The following is a 16431-nucleotide window of genomic DNA, read 5'->3' as shown; positions in this document are numbered from 1 at the left end:
GAATCAGATAAAATTAATTAGATGATTTTGTCTGACGCATTGAGAAAAAATATTGTCTATTAAATATAGATAATACTATCACTAACTATTAAGAAATGCGATCGCATCTGTCTAGGTGTTGGTAAGCGTGCCTAGATTTGCACACCCCCAGCTTGAAAAATCTGTTCGGCGGTTAAATTTAATTCTGGGAAAGTAGGCGAGACAATATGGGTATCGCCTTTAAATTGAGTAACTTGGTACTCACCATCAATTAATTGATAAATGGATACAGTAGGCAGTTTAGGATTGCCAATAAACTTTCTAGCACCTATAGCCGCGTAATCGATAATCCAATATTCAGGAATGCCTATAGCTTCATAATCGGCTAACTTTTTGTAGTAATCATCTCGCCAATTAGTACTAACAACTTCAATAACTAATGGAATAGATGTAGCTTGAGATACAGTTGATTCTTTTTTCCATAAAGGCTCATTTACTAAATTTGGTCGATTGATTATTAAGATGTCTGGGGAATAAGCTGAGTCACTTTCAGATGGCTTGACTAATACAGTTTTTGGAATGAAGTAAGGAAGTTTTTGTCGCCCAATTTCGATAGATATATTTAGTGCCAAAAAACCAACAACATCCTCATGATCTCCCACTGGTTGAGCCATTTCAACAATCACGCCATCATGTAATTCGTATCTCCCACCTTCAGGCCGCCAAGCTGCAAAATCTTCAAAAGTTACTAATTTGTGTATGGCTTGAATCATAGAACCTAGCTTGTTTTAAGATAATCAAATTTTGTCAAGCGTTCTTGAAGTAGTTTGGTTGACTCACGTCTTTTTTTATTCTATTCTTCTGAGTTTTCCTTTTTAAATTTCATACTTGCCCAAGTTACCTGTTCATCACTTTCACTTTTACCTTCATCTACTTCATTGATTGCTGCAACATCGCCCAAAGTCATCTGCTTGACTTTTGCAACATCACCTTGACTAACTGCTTCGCTTAATTCGCGTTTCAAACGAGCATTTTTAATCGCGTCTTCTGGAGAACGGGAACTCGTATTAAAGCATTTTTCTAAAGTATCGTATATTCCCACGCGACGAGTTTTTTTGCGATACTGGCGTTCTGTGTCTAACAATTTCGCCATGAGTTCTAAATGCATCGCGTCACCTTCACAGATTTCTTCTAATACTATCCATTCATCACGACCTAGTAGGCTATAGTCAGCGCCAGGACGGGGGTCTTGAAATTTTTCGCCAGTCATTTCTTGATAAATCCGGGGTAAGCTGTCATCAAATTCGTGTTTTTCTTCTAGCCAAATACGGCGAATTTCACTCATTTCTTCTAGAGTAATTAGGGTGATATCGCGCATATTTTCTGGCGCTGTACGACGGGTTTTTGTTTGCGCTTCTAATAATCGTCTTAGCCAATGTTCTCGCCAATATTTGGTATAAGGGCCATGAATTGGTTCAATAGAAGTTTCACCATCGACATGACGTTCAAAAAGTTGGACTTCTCCCCAGATGCGACGGAAGTCTCTTTTATCGCGGTCATCTCTATTATCTAATTCATTGCGAATATCCAATAGAGGCTGCATCCATTCTTTTTCTTCATCATTTTGAATCATTGCCTCCATTGATTTATCCTTACTAACAATTGTGCAAACCCAACAGCCAAATCGAGAATCACCACAGCTAGCAGTGGAAGTATCAACAACTAAAGGACATTCATTATCTGCTGTAGCACCTCTATACATAGTAAATAAGTCTTTGTTGCTATACCCCCAAGGGTTTTGCCACTGATTTAGATAAATCCAAACTTCATCAGTACGCCAATCTTCGATAGGGCTATAAATTAAAGAATTAGGCAAGCTTGCACTATGGTAAAGCAGAGATGTCGGTGAACTTGTATCAGAAACGAGGCGGTCTTTTAGGCTACCTGCTTGATGTTTTTCCATTGAGATAGCACGCTTGATACTTTCAGCCTTACGCGTACCTAAAACAAGAATAACTTCCCCATTTACTCTAATCACATCACGGATAAAGTGGTTAGAAGGATGAATTTTTAGACGGTCTGTACACCAACGAAATTTTCCTCGTGGTGTTGGATAACCTTTACCAATCAAGCTTACCCAGAATGTCTCTTTGATTTCTGGGTGTAATAAATGGGGTTCAATGGGCATTTTCTGTTCTTGAGCAACAAGCTTCATCCTTTCTAAAGATTTGCGTACCCAGACAGAGACTACAGGATTTTCTACTAATGTGTCAGTTGTAATAACATGAATAGTCTTTTTTCGTTTTTCAACTGGTAGTGTTGCGATCGCATTCCAGATAAGCTGTAAAGTGGCAGTACTATCTTTACCACCGGAATAGCCTACTACCCAAGGTATCTGATCTAAACAATACAATTCTTGAATTTCAATGGTGAGAGCTTGGATGTAGTCCACTAACTCTGCTACAGTACGTTTTTGCTGACCTGTCTTGAAAAATTGCTCCTCTTGGGGAGACCCCAAGACCGCATTTTTCGCTGTGTTTTCTGCTTGTTGTGCTGTAGTCATTTATCCTTCTCTCTGGAAACCTGGCGTAATATCTCGGCGAATAGAATTCGCGGCTATACAGACTTGTGTTGAGCGGAGTCGAAATACAAAACCCACACTTCGACAAGCTCAGTGACCGCCTACGTGGGTTGAAGAAAAGTTTTTAAAAACTTTACTACTAATATCCAATTTTTTGGATAATTAAACGACATAATCTTATTCTGTTTTTAAAATTTAACATGAAAGACAGTGCATCCGACCCAACTGCCGACATCGCTAGAGAATACCTGGAACGAGAAAACAAGGAAAAGCAGGTACTAGCTTTACTCCTAGAGAAGTTTTTAGGGAAAAAAGATCAGATTCTCGTTCAAAAAACCGAGATGGGTGGTACTGAGGCTTATGTTAGCTCTGTTACATTAGAATGGTTCGCAGGTCGGGTTCACTTCGCCTCTGGCTTACCTCTGTTTCAGAAAAAGTATAATCCTGAAACTGATAATGTCGAGATTGACGCAGATAGTATTGACGAAATTCAGCAGCGTCCCCTTGATTGGTCACGTCAAGCACCGCTAGTCCAGTATTTAGCGGCTAGAGACAATCATAAGTTTCCGCCGGTGTTGGTGGTGATTAATCAACCGTGGGTGGATAATCCCAAAGCTGCTGAGTGGGATAGTAAAGGACGCGCCACAAAGTCTACGACTGATTTTATACCTCTAGATAAAGACGGTAAAGTAGGTCTGCTAAATATTTCTGAGGATGATGTCACCATTTATGCACTAGATGGACAACATCGACTGATGGGCGTTCAGGGGTTGATGGAGTTAATCAAAACTCGTAAACTCCAGCGCTATAAAAAAGATAAAGGTGCTGATGACAGTTTTATTACAGTCAATGATTTAATAGAAAAATACCAAGTAGACCTTGCTTACTTGCAAAATTTACCCAAGGAAAAAATTGGTATTGAGTTCATCTGTGCGGTAGCGGCTGGGGAAACTCGCACCCAGGCGAGGCGGAGGGTAAGATCGATTTTTGTTCATGTCAATCTGATGGCTGCACCGTTGACTAAAGGGCAGCTAACACAGTTGAATGAAGATGATGGTTTTGCGATCGTTGCTAGAAAAATTGCAGTTACACATCCACTATTAGAACAGCAACAAGAACGCAAACCTCGTGTTAATTGGAATAGTGCAACAGTAGCTTCCAATTCTACAGTTTTGACGACTTTGCAAGCTCTGCAAGATATGTCTGAGCGATATTTGGCTCAAAAGTTCCCCCACTGGAAACCCTTGGAGAAAGGTCTAATTCCGATGCGTCCAGAGGATGAAGAACTTGAGCAGGGGATTGAGGAATTTAGCAAGCTATTTGATAATTTGGCTAGTCTTTCCAGTTATAAAATTTTAGAACACGAAGATACACCAGCTTTACGGCGGTTCAGCTTTGAGAAGGATGGAGGTGAAGGAAATATGCTTTTCCGTCCGGTTGCTCAAGTTGCATTAGCACAAGCTTTGGGAATTTTGGTATTTAAAAAAGGTTTTTCTCTAGCAGATATTTTTAAGAAGCTGCGGAAGTTTGACCAGCAAGGCGGCTTTAGTGGTATGGAATATCCCCAATCTCTTTGGTATGGGGTTTTATATGACCCAAATAAAAAGCGCGTGCAGGTTGCTGGGCGAGATTTGGCGGCGAAGTTATTGGTTTACATCCTGGGTGGAATTCAGGAACAGATGGAACGTGCAGAACTTCGTAAGGCTTTAGCAGATGCTAGGACTGTGGAAGATAAAACTATAAGTTTTGATGGCAAGCTTGTTGAACCGAAAGCGGTAGGACTTCCACCTATTTTATAATTATGCTTGAAATATATTTTGGCGATGCCATTGCAACGCTTCCAGTTCTGGAAAGTGTTGCTCTGTATTTGGTAGAAGTATTGTTTCACCATGAAAATCTTTCATAGGTTTAGCATGGGGAGATATTTCTACCAAATCATTACTAACTATGATTTTGTATTGCTCATCTACAGCAAACCAACCCCTATCAAATGCCCAATGATGGTTTTTACAAAGAGCAATTCCATTATTAATTTTGCTATCATAAAACTTTGAAAATGGCTTGATGTGTGCGCCATCTACAATATTTTGATTTACTTTTTTAGTTACTTTGAGTCCACAAAAGGCACATCTGTAATCATAAATATGTATAATTGCTGTCCTGAAGAAAGCATTTCTAATAACTGCTCGTTTCCACCTCCATCTGGGATTACCCTCTAAATTTCCTGTTTCAATTAATTTTTCTATCTCTACTGGGTCATCTTGAAAAGCTTGATTTATTTGTAAAATAGCTTCTATATCATTTTCATTATCAGAAAAAAAAGCTGCCACAAGTGCGTCAATTAATTCTTTCCGGGAAAATTCATCTTGCAAAAAGTTAAATAATTCATTGTCTAGATATGCGTATTCAACAGCCTCTTTTAGTTTGTTAATTGTTTTTGGCTGTAAACCATTAAATTCAGGCTTAAATCTTAAGTACCAAAAGCCCTCATTTTGCAAATGGAAGAAAGGATAGTGTAAGCCACCTTTATAAGATAAAGAACCGATTACATTCCAATAGCTCTCAAATGTTTGAATTAATTCGTCGGAAACGGGAATTTCATTCGTAGTAATGATACCCCGTGCCATCAAATCAATTACTGATAAAAGTAAGATTGGTTTATATTGAGCATTTCCACGTTTCCGGCTATTACTCACATTTAATTTAGCAAAACGTTGACAATAATATGCTGTATCTTTCATATTTAATAACTTAATTAACCAAGCATAAATAATCAATTTAAGAATTTACTCAGGTCAAATTCTTCTTCTAATAGTTCTTTTGTTCCTCTTTCAGAAATCAAAACTAATAGGAGTCGCTCTGAGTAGTCAACAGAACCTCGCAACTCATTTTGTAAAATTTCTAATCCTCCATTAGCATATTCTTCAAATATTTGAGTGCGTTTATCTTCATCTTGTTCTTCTCTAGATGAGAGGATATTAATATCTTTAGTTTCAGTAATTCCTAATAATTTAATAATTAGGTCATATCCTAATGAAGCAAAATTTTCTTGTGGAATTGGAGATGGTTCTCTTTTTGTAGTTTCTCCCAAAGGAACGCGCTTTTTATATTTAACGCCTAAAGCTGCTGCAAACACCATTACTTCTACATAAGTTTGAAAAGGCCCAGTTGTGTCTTTTGATGCTACTAGAGATTTCATCAACTCAGCCTTATCTTTAGCAACCCTGATTCTATTTGCAGCCATGATATTAATATTTATATTTTTGCCATCTTAACCGACAGCGAAAAGCTATGCCTACGGTTATGCAATTGCCAAGGTATGATTTGATGATAGTATGTGGGCGATCGCTACGTTTCGCAATTGCTAAGGTATGATTTGATGATAGTATGTAGGCGATAGCTACGTTTACGCAATTGGCAAGGTATAATTTGATGATAGTATGTAGGCGATCGCTAAATAAACATTAAACAAACAAATTATCCACTAACATAGTCCATCCTGGCACTGCGGGTTCAGCTTCGGCTACCTCACCACGGCGATAAATTTGGGGTTCTTCAGGATTACTAGCGCGATATACTTTGATAACTTCCTCTTTGAGTACATCCACATCCCAAACTACCAAAGTACCAGCTGCAAAATAATCACGGCGTTTACTTTCCATATCTTTCTCAGCCTTATCACCATAATCATTTTCACTTCTCACCTCAGCAGCAAACACAGGCGCACCATTAAGGAACTTCCCGCCTGTAGGTTTGCCAGTATAAAATGCCGCATCAGGACTTAAAGAACGACGATTAGGGAGATTGACAATAAAACCGACATTATCTGGCAAAGCGTAACCACTTTTTGTTAAACGTTCATAATCCCGTAAACTTGCATAAATTTCACCACCTGCACGTCCTGGTAAAAATCCAGTTGGAGACATCAGCGCCAATTTTCCATTGACAATTTCTGCCTTACAATTGTCTGGTAATTGGTACAAATCTTCAATAGTTGCTTCAGTTTTAATACTCATAAAACCCCTAATCATGAATAGAGGATAATCCTAATTTAAATAGGAAACTGAACATCCTCATACACCAAGGATATCGGAAAGTGAAAATCAACACTGGTTAAATGAACCTCATCCCCAGCTTCATAAGGATGTAATTCCCAGAGTCCTCTATCATTTAACCGGAAGCAATCTAAACCAATTTTTTCAGCATCGATGAGGACGTATTCTTGCAAAGTCTGAATGCGACGATACCGCGTAAATTTTGTACCTCTATCGTAAGCTTCCGTACTTGGGGAAAGAACTTCAACAATTAAACAAGGATATTGGAGAAATTGAATAGCTTGTTTATCCCGTTCATCGCAACTCACCACAACATCGGGATAATGAAAAGGCCCTTTCTCAGATACACCTACTTTCGCATCCGCCATAAAGGGAAGACACCCACTCCCCCTTAGATGAATTTTTAACGCTGAAGCTAGGTTTAAAGCAATAGTTGTATGGGGAAGAGTACCCCCAGTCATGGCGAAAACTTCACCATCAATATATTCATATTTAATTTCTTGGCGTTCTTCCCATTCCAGATATTCTTGGGGAGACATATAATTTCTGTCTGGACTCGCAACCATAACTTTATCCTTTAAAGATTACGTTCAACCGCGATAATTTCAGTATACTCAAACTCATTCGGACTTTGTTTCACCAAAGGATATCTTTCCCCACCCAATTCAATATAATCTTGTTCGCAATCCGGCTTAGAAGAATAATACGTCAGCACATATTCTCTACCAATTCTGTTTGTCATTTCTGCTTCAACTTCACCCCGCCACTGAGTTTTAGTTACTAAAACTATCAACTGATTCGCTAATTGGGGAATTGTCTTGGCAATGTGTCGCCGCGAATTCTCATCCAAACTACCGAAGGGTGAATCCATCACAATTGGGAAAGTGCTACTATCGGGAATCATCATCATTTTTCGTTTCTCACTCCATTCCCTTACTTTGTCAATAATGCTGGCAATAAAAGATAAACTGAGAATCTGATTTTCCCCAGTAGAAGCTGCAACTGGTGCTTCTACACCTGTAGTATTTTCTACTAATGTAAGTTCATATTTATCGCTAATTTTAGGAATGTAGGGAGTCACAGAAATCTCCGTAAATATTTCTTGTACTCGCTTTTCTAGTTGCAGGCGAAATTGTTGTTCTTGACGATTTCTAACTTCCGTTAACCGTTCAATTGCATCTTGAGCGGCGTTAATTCGTCGCTGTGCTAAAGTTTGCTTGTCTTCATTCAGCTTTTGCTTGGCAATTTGTTTGTTTAAACCTTCAATTTCAGTTGTAAGTTGAGCAATTTGCTGCTGATTTGCACCCTGTTCTCGATTTAATTCATCAATTTTACTTTCAATTTCATCTAATCTTTTTTGCAAACTGCTAATTTCTTCATTAGCATCTTTTCGCAATCGTTCTTGAATATTGTCTAAATCGCCTTCAATTTGAGATATACTTTGCCTTAATTGATTAATTCTAGTTTGTTCTCTATCAACTTCTTCCCAAAAACCTATTGCTTGCTTATCAATTTCATCTACTTGAGCGCTCATCCGAATTGCAGTTTCTTCCACCGCCGAGGAACCTGCTTTATTTAACCAAGTACTCACATTAGTATGAGAATGATTACCCGCGTGTAACTCTGCGCCACAAATACAGCGCTGAGAATTGAGTAAATCACTGACAAATTCCCGCGAAATTCCTGATGTTAACTCGCCGCGCTGCTTCAAATCATTGATAATTCCTCGAAACTGTGCTGTAGTTTCTGACAGTAAAACTGTATAACCCCGCGCAGAGATAACTTTTTTCAGTGCTTCTTTAGTTTTTTTATATTCTTCTTGATTTGTCGCTTTCTGCGATTCTAAATTCTGCCATCTTTCTTGCAATTCCTTAGCAGCGCTCAGTTCTCGCAAACGGTTACTTGTCTCTTTTTTAAAGGTTTGTTGATATTCTAACTCTTCTTTAATTTCCGTTTGGCGTTTGCTAATGCGTTCGCGTTCGCGTTCTATCTTTTCTTGCTGTCGTAATAGCTGTTTAGTTTGGGAATCACCAATAGCTTTTAACTCATTTTCTAGAGTTTTTTTAGCATCTCCCAAATGTCTGATAGAACGGTTAATTACTTCCACACCCAAAAAGATTTTTGTAGCTTCAGCAATTTCAGCTTTTTTATCAGAACGAACAATTTCTTCAATTCGTTCGCCGTCAAAGAAAAAATATTGATGTAAACTAGCGGGTAAAATTTGATTAATTATATCGTCTGGTTGCTGAATTGGTATATTCCATTTGCCATCATCTGCACCAACCCACATGGTTAATTGAGTTTTCCCAGCGTCAAAATCACCTTCGTTTTTGTAACCCCGACAAGCGCGTTTCACTCGATAGCGTTTACCTTCGTGTTCCCAGCCAATCTCTACCCAACATTCTACAGCTTGGCCTTTTTGAGTTTCTGCGATCGCACGCTTATTTACTAACTGTTCTATTGATGCAAACGCTGCACTAAATTTTTCATATAATACCCAAGTAAAGGCATTTAGTAAACTGGTTTTTCCAGAGCCATTATTCCCATGAATAATCGTTGTGTTTTGAACATCTCCACCAGCTAGAAGCATCTCTGGTGTCGTACCATAAAAGGAGCGAAAGTTGCAGAGCTTGATTGAAGTCAGCTTCATCGCACCTCTTCCTTAATAATGTCCAAAATATTATCATTTATATGGCTGTTAATCTTCTTATCTAGTCTGCCTTTTTCCAGCTTCCATACCCGCTCAATAATTCGCCGTACCTCCGGTGGAGCGCTGTTTATTGGCTCTTGCACATCATCGATATTCGCATCTTGTGACATCTTCGGTTTGGAAATATAGATTTTCTATATTTTAACTTTCTCTAGTACTGTCTTTACCTCCGTAAAGCCACTGTTAGCGTTATCTCTAATTTGGCCAAAACTATTTTTTCAAATTTATAATTTTATTTGATAAAAGACTTTATTATTGAATACTATTCTGTTATTATTAATATTAATAATCTAGACCATAATGGAATGTAAGTAAAATTTTTAAAGCTATTTACACTCAATTATGATCTAATTCATAATTTTATTATTTCATACTTAATGCTTGTTTTCTCAAAAATTAAAAATTTTTACAAAAAAATACAACTATATAATTCATCATCAAATATCTAATAAACCATATCGCTTTTGTAAATCAAGTAACTTCATTCTTGCTTCTCCAGCATTATCAGCTAAGTCGGCAAACTCCACAAAGCGCCGTAATTCCTTTTTTAAAAGATTGCGCTCAACTTCTATAGTTTCTCTATCTAAATCTGGTGGTAAAACAATCATGTCAAATATAGTGGTGCGTTCTTTACCTGGATGAGGACGTAAAACTCGCCCCCGTCGCTGAATAAATTGGCGGGGATTACCAGAACTTGATAAAATCACCGCAGTTTGAATTGCTGGAATATCGACACCTTCATCTAAACAACGAATTGCCACCAAACCTTGTAACTCTCCGCTTTCAAATTGATGACGTAATATTTCCCTTTCTTGTAAAGTTGTTTGAGCCGTATAGGTGCTTACTTTGTACCCTAAATCCACTCCCAGAATTTTAGCAACAGCTTTGAGTTGGCGTAGAGATGAACGTTGTCCCGCCTCTTGGGAACCATCACTACAATAAAAAAGTGTGTGGCTAGTTTCGCGGCGAGTAATCATTAAATCCCGCAAAGCATTTAATTTATTTTCCGCTGCCCCAATTAATCTTGCTCTTTGCATCAACAACGGCTTTAAATCTTCATTATCTTCAAATCCCGCTTCGCCATTTTCTTTATCTCGATAAAGAAGCGATCGCCCAATTCTTTTAGTTAGCTTTAAATAAGCAATACTTTCTGCTTCAGTTAACTCTACTAGCACCGGATAATACAAATAATGTACCAAAGCACCTTGAGCGATCGCATCCTTCAAAGTAAACTCTGGCTGGAGAACTGGGCCAAAATAATCAAATAAAGATTGCGTACCAAAATCATCAAAATATCTTTCCGGTGTGGCGGATAAAGCCAGTCTCAACCCAACACTACGCGGCAAACTTTCTTCTAATTTGGGTGCGCCTAAATTATGCGCCTCATCCCCAATAATTAAAGTTTTGGCGGGAAAATATTTGAGTTGAGACTGAAAACCATCTCCAATTAAAGTAGAGTTCGTAGTAATTACGGTGACAAACCGTTGAGAACCAGAACGCAGATTATAAATTTGGGTAGAAAGTTGACTTTGCCAAGTGCGTAAATTCTCAAAAGCTAAAATGGGTTGCAAATTAAATTTTTCACACTCTCGCGCCCATTGGGTGACGAGATGGCGATAGGGACACACCACCAATAAAACTTGTAAATTAATCTGTTGATATAATTCACAAGCGATCGCTAATGCGGTAATCGTTTTACCACTACCAGTAGCCATTTTCAGCGTCCCTCTGCCATTGTTAGTAAACCAGCTAGCGATCGCTTCTCGCTGATATTGGCGCAATTGCAGAGACACAGGCATTCTTGGGCATCCTGGTAATGGTTGCTGAGTGTAATAACTGCCCAAAATTTCCCTTGCAAACGGTAATTTCAACCGGAAAGTGGGCAGTTGCTGCACTGAATTTTTCGTCAGGTACATATTCATTTAGTCATTGGTCATTGGTCATTGGTCATTGGTACTTATCTTTCCCATTCCCTATTCCCTATTCCCCATTCCCTATTACTCAGTTGTAACCTCGCCAAACACCGATGAGAGAACCTTGTACCTGCACTTGTTGAGCCATGACTTCAATAGGATTGTACTTAGAATTTGCTGGTTTTAGGGTAACGCGATCGCCTTGGCGATAAAAACGCTTTAAAGTTGTACCGAAGCCATCAACTCTGGCGGCGACGATGGTGCCATTTTTTAAATGATTTGGTTCTGCTACTGGACGCAGAAATACCACATCGCCATCAGCAATTAAATCTTCAATCATGCTATCGCCAGCTACCCGCAAAGCATAGGTTTGGGGAGGTAATGAGATATTAGAAAAGTCTAGATGATCTACAGCATCAGTAAACGGTTCTATTAAACCACCAGCAGCGATCGTGCCCAAAATTGGTACACCTTGCTTCACAGGATGCAAAATCCGAATCGTTCGCGCTTGTCCTTCAGTCCATTCAATATATCCTTTAGTGCGTAAATGTTCTAAACGACTTTGAATTGGTGCTGGTGACTTCAAGTTCATCGCTTGCATCATTTGCCTAATTGAAGGCGAATGCTGGTGCGTTTTGATGTATTCTGCTAACCATTCGTAAAGTTCTTGTTGAGCTTCTGTTAGACGTTCCATAAATTTGCGGGAAGTAATTATAAATGTCTCTAGAACATTAGTACTACAAAAAACTCCCCATAACAAGAGAAAAGTAAAAATATCAAAGGCAAAAGCAATATTATTTTTTTCTCTTTTGCCTTTTGACAAATAATAATATTACAGGTTACAGGTTAGAGGGTACAGGTTATAAGCAAGAAAACTATACCCTATACCCTGTGCCCTATTCTTTACTCTGCTCCTAAAATACTAGCAAGCAAAGCTTTTTGAGCGTGCAGGCGATTTTCTGCTTGTTCCCAAACTCGTGATTGAGAACCTTCAATAACAGATCCGGTAATTTCTTCACCACGATGGGCTGGTAAGCAGTGTAAAACAATTGCCTCTGGAGCAGCAAGGCTTAATAGTTGCTCCGAAATTTGGTAAGGCTGGAAAATTGGCATCCGGTTATCGGCTTCAGATTCTTGCCCCATACTCGCCCAAACATCAGTGTAAAGTACAGCAGAACCCTTAGCTGCTAATTCTGGATCGTGAGTGACCAGGACTTCCGTTTTGTTATTAGCGATCGCTCTTGCTTGTTCTACAATCTGAGAATCTGGCTCATATCCGCTAGGAGTGGCAATTCTGACATTCATCCCCACCAAAGCACAGCCCAACATCAGAGAATTAGCCATATTATTCCCATCGCCCACGTAGGTTAAAGTTAACCCAGCAAGGGTGTTAAAGGTTTCCTGAATCGTCAATAAATCCGCTAATACCTGACAAGGATGTTCTGTATCAGTAAGCGCATTAATCACCGGAATCTTGGCATAGTGAGCAAAAGTTTCTAAATCTTGCTGCGCAAAAGTACGAATTGCCAAAATATCCAGATATCGATCTAACACCCGCGCTGTATCCTGTAAAGGTTCCCCGCGACTAACTTGAGTGACATTAGGATTGAGATCGATTACCTGTCCACCAAGTTGGTACATCGCCACAGTAAAACTTACGCGCGTGCGAGTTGAAGCTTTGGAGAACAACAACCCCAAAACTTTATTACACTGTAACTTCAACTGGTGTGATTTAAGTTGAGTTGCCAATTGCAGGAGTTCTTGAAGTTCCGTGGAACTGATGTCCGCTAGACTTAATAAATCTCGTCCGAGCAATGCTGCCATGCTTGTAATCTGTAAAAAATAATTATATATTTCTGTTCCTTTATTCAGCCGTGCCAAGAAAATACAGTTTTAGAACCGATCGGGTATTTTTGGGTTCAGCCCAGGATTTGAGTTAGCTTTCGCTATAAATTTGCTATAAATATTAATTTATCAACTCGATCGGTGATTCAGAATGGCAACGCCAGAACAACCATTTCAACCGACAAAAGCATCGATATTGCTAAAATTTCTGGTCTTTTAGCCTAATTTAGGATGAAGCAGATATTTTTTAGAATTTACAACTAGACAAATAAATGGATTATGGTACAATAATAAATCGTGGTTGCTAATGTAAGAGCGATACCTACGGTGGGCTACGCCTACGTCAGACTTGCCAGCATAGCACAGTGGTAGTGCATCCGACTTGTAATCGGAAGGTCGCGAGTTCAAATCCCGCTGCTGGCTTTTGTAAATTCGCAAATTAATGTTTTGGGGCTGTTTTTTGGCTCAATTGAATTCTGCGAAAATTTCGCAGAAAATTAGTGTGGCCGAATTGTTTGGAATATAAGTATTAACATAATAACCCAAGTGGCGGCTTATAAAATTATGGAGGCTGCGTAATCGGTGATTTGGATAAATGCACATAAAAAATTTACGGTTGCGTTAGAATGCAACCGTAATTGGGAGTGAACTATAAAAGTAGAAAAATTAACTGATGAGATAAATGCTTGTTGGAGAGTAAATGCAAAAATCAATGCTTGCGTTTGAGTAAAAACCCTTCTTAGGTACAAGCATGAATTGATTGCGATCGCTCGATACTGATATTAATTAAGTGGACGCAGAAGTGTAATTTTACCCATGCCCGTCTCTTGACTGAGTTGCGCCACGTAAAGATTTCCATTCGTGGGATTCTCAATCAAATCCAATGGACTTGGATTAAAACCAGTGAAACCAGTAATACCCGTTTGGGAACTTACAATATCCAAGTTTGCGCCACCTGGGGTTAGCACAATGATGTCTTTCCCTGAACTGAAGCGTGTCACCAGCAGTTTGCCTTGCAGCTGACCACCTAAAACATGACTACGATATTCAATAATACCATTAGGTGAAATATGCTCTCCGAAATCGAAGGCAATACCCTTCCAATTCCGGTCAGGTAGAGTACCAACGGGATATTCATCGATCTGAACTGGATCTGTACCAGCTGTGGGATTTCCTCCATTCAACACCCACTCACAACGCTTCGGATTGGGATGACCGTAATAACCATTTTTAACAACCCGAAACAAAAAGTCTCGCTGTGTGCCTAGACTGTTAAGAGCAGGCACAGATGGACTAGTATATGCCCCATTAGTAGCCTTATCAATCCGGTTGTGGCAGGCAAGAGGTAGGGGGATAGGTGTATTTGGCGTATTGCCACCAGCCGCCGAACCATTCGTTGGCACATACAACTGACCATTGCTATGCCAAACCAGATCGTAGGCATTACGTATACCACTAGCAAAGATAGTTACAGGCGCTCCCGGTTTAAAAGGGTTATAAGTACCTCCATCCTCCGTCTTAACGCTTAAAGGAGGTGAGGTAATTTTGGACAGGTCTACTCGTAATACAGCAGCAGTTAACAACTGCTCAGGACGATTACTCCAGGCAGTGTTTGGTGCGCCAGTACTACTATTACTACCCTGCAACACATAGAGCGCATTTGGCTCATTGGGCTTAAATTCAATGCTATTGGTTAGATGATCCCGGCTCGATCGCGGTAAATCAACTACATAGTCTTTTACTGTCTCTAGATTGGTGCCGCTTAAACGAGTAATTTTACCACTCCACTCTGGCGCATCAACAGTTGCATTCCAGTAGTAGTTATTTGTTACCCAGAGAATTAGGTTGCTGGCATTTGTTGATGAGGGATCGAAGTGCATCCCAACGATCGTTCGATTACCACCATTTGCAGTCTGCAATGAGGAAATCGTTTGTGGCGTACCCACAGTACCATCAGCATTGATCGGGAAACGCAAAATCTCACCTAATAAGGTAGCAGCATAGAGTTTATTGTCAGGCCCAATCAATACTGTGGTGTAAGGCTTGATAGGTACATTCGCTAGTGAGATTTGCTCGAAAGTAATCTTGCTTACTGGTTTCACAAAGGAGCCTGTTGTGAAACTGATGCTATAGGGTAAGAATGCAGCACCATTGCTATCTTTAACCCCGTCACTGATTTGTAACAAATATTTGGTATTGTTCTTGAGACGATTTATCGGAGACACCACAATCACATCTCCACCACCGGAAGTGTTGTAATTGGCATTGACTTGTGTATTAGTAGTGCTATCGATCAGCTTGATGGTTGAGGCGGAAATAGTATTAACCGCAATCCCACTGTTAGGGAGATTTAGGTCTGCTGTAATCGAGATATCTGGCGACACGTTTGTTTGACCATCATTGGGATTGGTCGTTCTGATCGAGGGACGATTACCTGGTGCGATCGCAATATAATTGAGCTTGGTATTCCTACCACCTTTAGCATCAATTGTCAGCTTACCATCGGCAACATTAACTATCCGGGTAATTGCGGCAAACTTTTTGGTTGCCGTTGGTACAAAGCCAGAAATAGCAGCCGTCCCTTCTATATTGATTTGGTGCTTACTATTTACACTATTAATAGCATCACCGACGCTAACAGTCACATTGTACGAACCATTAGATAGGGCATATTCCCAAGCAGCAGGTATTGTGACTCCTGGCCCCGAACTGTTAGGAGGATATTGCAGATGAATCAGTCTATTTAGCCGCCGATCGATGCTACTTTGGTTGCGATCGCGTGTATTGAGTTGGATATCAAGGGGAGTGGGTGTACTATTGCCTAAGCTATCTTCACGCACCCAACCAAAACCTCTAGTATCATTGTAGGCTTGACCGATATCTTTAATATACCCAGATGGTACAGGAGCATTATTTGGTTGAAAAGCAATCCCTTGAACAATTGCTAATACCAATATTTTGGGTTTGATCTTGTAAATCATAGTATGCCTTGCCGTTGTGTTCGTAGTTGATAGGTGAGTAGTCCATTAATATTGGCCAAGTATCTGCAATGATTATTCTTGGCAATCCTTCACTAGCTATAAACGAACGTAATGACCGCAAGTCTTAGGGAACTCATTTCTCCCGAATGTATAAAAAGTATTTAATAAATACTTTTTATACATCAACACTTAACTTGTTTTTCAGAGAATTATAAGGGAACTTTCTAATGCCTCAACTTGGCAAAGTATGATTACGTAAAAAGCAATAAATCTTCAAAATTATTACCGTAAACCAACCTTGATATCATGTCCGCCTAATTAGTTACAATTCCCGCATTTATGCAAAAATCAGCAAACCCTTTTTCCC

At 39.4% G+C, this 16431-nt stretch carries 13 protein-coding genes and 1 tRNA gene; 2 read left to right on the top strand and 12 right to left on the bottom strand.

Annotated features, from left to right (window positions below; genetic code table 11):
- Window positions 1–131: 131 nt before the first annotated feature.
- A complete protein-coding gene (locus tag ACR5KR_RS32420) occupies window positions 132–752 on the bottom strand; it encodes a Uma2 family endonuclease (RefSeq protein WP_445629298.1) in 621 nt (206 codons plus the stop codon).
- 80 nt (window positions 753–832) lie between these two features.
- A complete protein-coding gene (gene dndC, locus ACR5KR_RS32415) occupies window positions 833–2542 on the bottom strand; it encodes a DNA phosphorothioation system sulfurtransferase DndC (protein WP_448269389.1) in 1710 nt (569 codons plus the stop codon).
- A 218-nt stretch (window positions 2543–2760) separates the two neighbouring features.
- On the opposite strand from dndC, the gene ACR5KR_RS32410 reads away from it, so the two are divergent.
- Entirely contained in the window at window positions 2761–4359 is a 1599-nt protein-coding gene (locus ACR5KR_RS32410; RefSeq protein WP_445629296.1) for a DGQHR domain-containing protein, read from the top strand.
- Here ACR5KR_RS32410 and ACR5KR_RS32405 read toward each other — a convergent pair whose 3' ends face one another.
- From ACR5KR_RS32405 to argF, 9 genes are all read right to left on the bottom strand, one after another.
- Window positions 4360–5301 carry an HNH endonuclease gene (locus ACR5KR_RS32405; RefSeq protein ID WP_445629295.1) on the bottom strand — a complete coding sequence of 314 codons (942 nt, stop codon included), beginning with the start codon at window positions 5299–5301 and terminating at the stop codon, window positions 4360–4362.
- Between the two features lie 32 nt (window positions 5302–5333).
- A complete protein-coding gene (locus ACR5KR_RS32400; RefSeq protein ID WP_445629294.1) occupies window positions 5334–5804 on the bottom strand; it encodes a DNA phosphorothioation-associated protein 4 in 471 nt (156 codons plus the stop codon).
- Window positions 5805–6024: 220 nt separating this feature from the next.
- The gene (locus ACR5KR_RS32395) at window positions 6025–6576 is read right to left on the bottom strand and encodes a Uma2 family endonuclease (RefSeq protein WP_445629293.1); all 552 of its coding nucleotides are present in this window, start codon (window positions 6574–6576) and stop codon (window positions 6025–6027) included.
- 35 nt (window positions 6577–6611) lie between these two features.
- Entirely contained in the window at window positions 6612–7181 is a 570-nt protein-coding gene (locus ACR5KR_RS32390) for a Uma2 family endonuclease (RefSeq protein WP_448269387.1), read from the bottom strand.
- 11 nt (window positions 7182–7192) lie between these two features.
- Window positions 7193–9265: an AAA family ATPase gene (locus ACR5KR_RS32385; protein WP_448269385.1), complete on the bottom strand. Its 2073-nt coding sequence runs from the start codon at window positions 9263–9265 to the stop codon at window positions 7193–7195.
- A complete protein-coding gene (locus tag ACR5KR_RS32380; RefSeq protein ID WP_167306198.1) occupies window positions 9262–9435 on the bottom strand; it encodes a hypothetical protein in 174 nt (57 codons plus the stop codon). Before ACR5KR_RS32380 ends, ACR5KR_RS32385 begins: the two co-directional genes overlap by 4 nt.
- Before the next feature lie 327 nt (window positions 9436–9762).
- Window positions 9763–11241: a DNA phosphorothioation system restriction enzyme gene (locus tag ACR5KR_RS32375; protein ID WP_448269382.1), complete on the bottom strand. Its 1479-nt coding sequence runs from the start codon at window positions 11239–11241 to the stop codon at window positions 9763–9765.
- An 85-nt stretch (window positions 11242–11326) separates the two neighbouring features.
- The gene (lexA, locus tag ACR5KR_RS32370; protein WP_445629262.1) at window positions 11327–11932 is read right to left on the bottom strand and encodes a transcriptional repressor LexA; all 606 of its coding nucleotides are present in this window, start codon (window positions 11930–11932) and stop codon (window positions 11327–11329) included.
- A gap of 209 nt (window positions 11933–12141) precedes the next feature.
- A complete protein-coding gene (gene argF / locus ACR5KR_RS32365; protein WP_448269380.1) occupies window positions 12142–13062 on the bottom strand; it encodes an ornithine carbamoyltransferase in 921 nt (306 codons plus the stop codon).
- A gap of 372 nt (window positions 13063–13434) precedes the next feature.
- Between argF and ACR5KR_RS32360 the strand changes: the two genes are divergently transcribed.
- Window positions 13435–13506: transfer RNA gene (locus ACR5KR_RS32360), tRNA-Thr, on the top strand.
- Between the two features lie 359 nt (window positions 13507–13865).
- Here the strand turns inward: ACR5KR_RS32360 and ACR5KR_RS32355 are convergent.
- On the bottom strand, window positions 13866–16064 hold the full coding sequence (locus ACR5KR_RS32355; RefSeq protein WP_448269378.1) for an Ig-like domain-containing protein: 2199 nt from the start codon (window positions 16062–16064) through the stop codon (window positions 13866–13868).
- Window positions 16065–16431: the final 367 nt, after the last annotated feature.

Source organism: Nostoc sp. DSM 114159, from assembly GCF_053470285.1.
This window is presented reverse-complemented; position numbering and strand designations above follow the sequence as displayed.

Excerpts from the sequence above, each read along its gene's own strand:
- ACR5KR_RS32410 (WP_445629296.1), top strand. The coding sequence starts at position 2,761 with ATGAAAGACAGTGCATCCGACCCAACTGCCGACATCGCTAGAGAATAC.
- ACR5KR_RS32380 (WP_167306198.1), bottom strand. The coding sequence starts at position 9,435 with ATGTCACAAGATGCGAATATCGATGATGTGCAAGAGCCAATAAACAGC.
- ACR5KR_RS32355 (WP_448269378.1), bottom strand. The coding sequence starts at position 16,064 with ATGATTTACAAGATCAAACCCAAAATATTGGTATTAGCAATTGTTCAA.
- dndC (WP_448269389.1), bottom strand. The coding sequence starts at position 2,542 with ATGACTACAGCACAACAAGCAGAAAACACAGCGAAAAATGCGGTCTTG.
- ACR5KR_RS32420 (WP_445629298.1), bottom strand. The coding sequence starts at position 752 with ATGATTCAAGCCATACACAAATTAGTAACTTTTGAAGATTTTGCAGCT.
- ACR5KR_RS32405 (WP_445629295.1), bottom strand. The coding sequence starts at position 5,301 with ATGAAAGATACAGCATATTATTGTCAACGTTTTGCTAAATTAAATGTG.
- ACR5KR_RS32375 (WP_448269382.1), bottom strand. The coding sequence starts at position 11,241 with ATGTACCTGACGAAAAATTCAGTGCAGCAACTGCCCACTTTCCGGTTG.
- ACR5KR_RS32390 (WP_448269387.1), bottom strand. The coding sequence starts at position 7,181 with ATGGTTGCGAGTCCAGACAGAAATTATATGTCTCCCCAAGAATATCTG.
- ACR5KR_RS32385 (WP_448269385.1), bottom strand. The coding sequence starts at position 9,265 with ATGAAGCTGACTTCAATCAAGCTCTGCAACTTTCGCTCCTTTTATGGT.
- ACR5KR_RS32395 (WP_445629293.1), bottom strand. The coding sequence starts at position 6,576 with ATGAGTATTAAAACTGAAGCAACTATTGAAGATTTGTACCAATTACCA.
- argF (WP_448269380.1), bottom strand. The coding sequence starts at position 13,062 with ATGGCAGCATTGCTCGGACGAGATTTATTAAGTCTAGCGGACATCAGT.
- ACR5KR_RS32400 (WP_445629294.1), bottom strand. The coding sequence starts at position 5,804 with ATGGCTGCAAATAGAATCAGGGTTGCTAAAGATAAGGCTGAGTTGATG.
- lexA (WP_445629262.1), bottom strand. The coding sequence starts at position 11,932 with ATGGAACGTCTAACAGAAGCTCAACAAGAACTTTACGAATGGTTAGCA.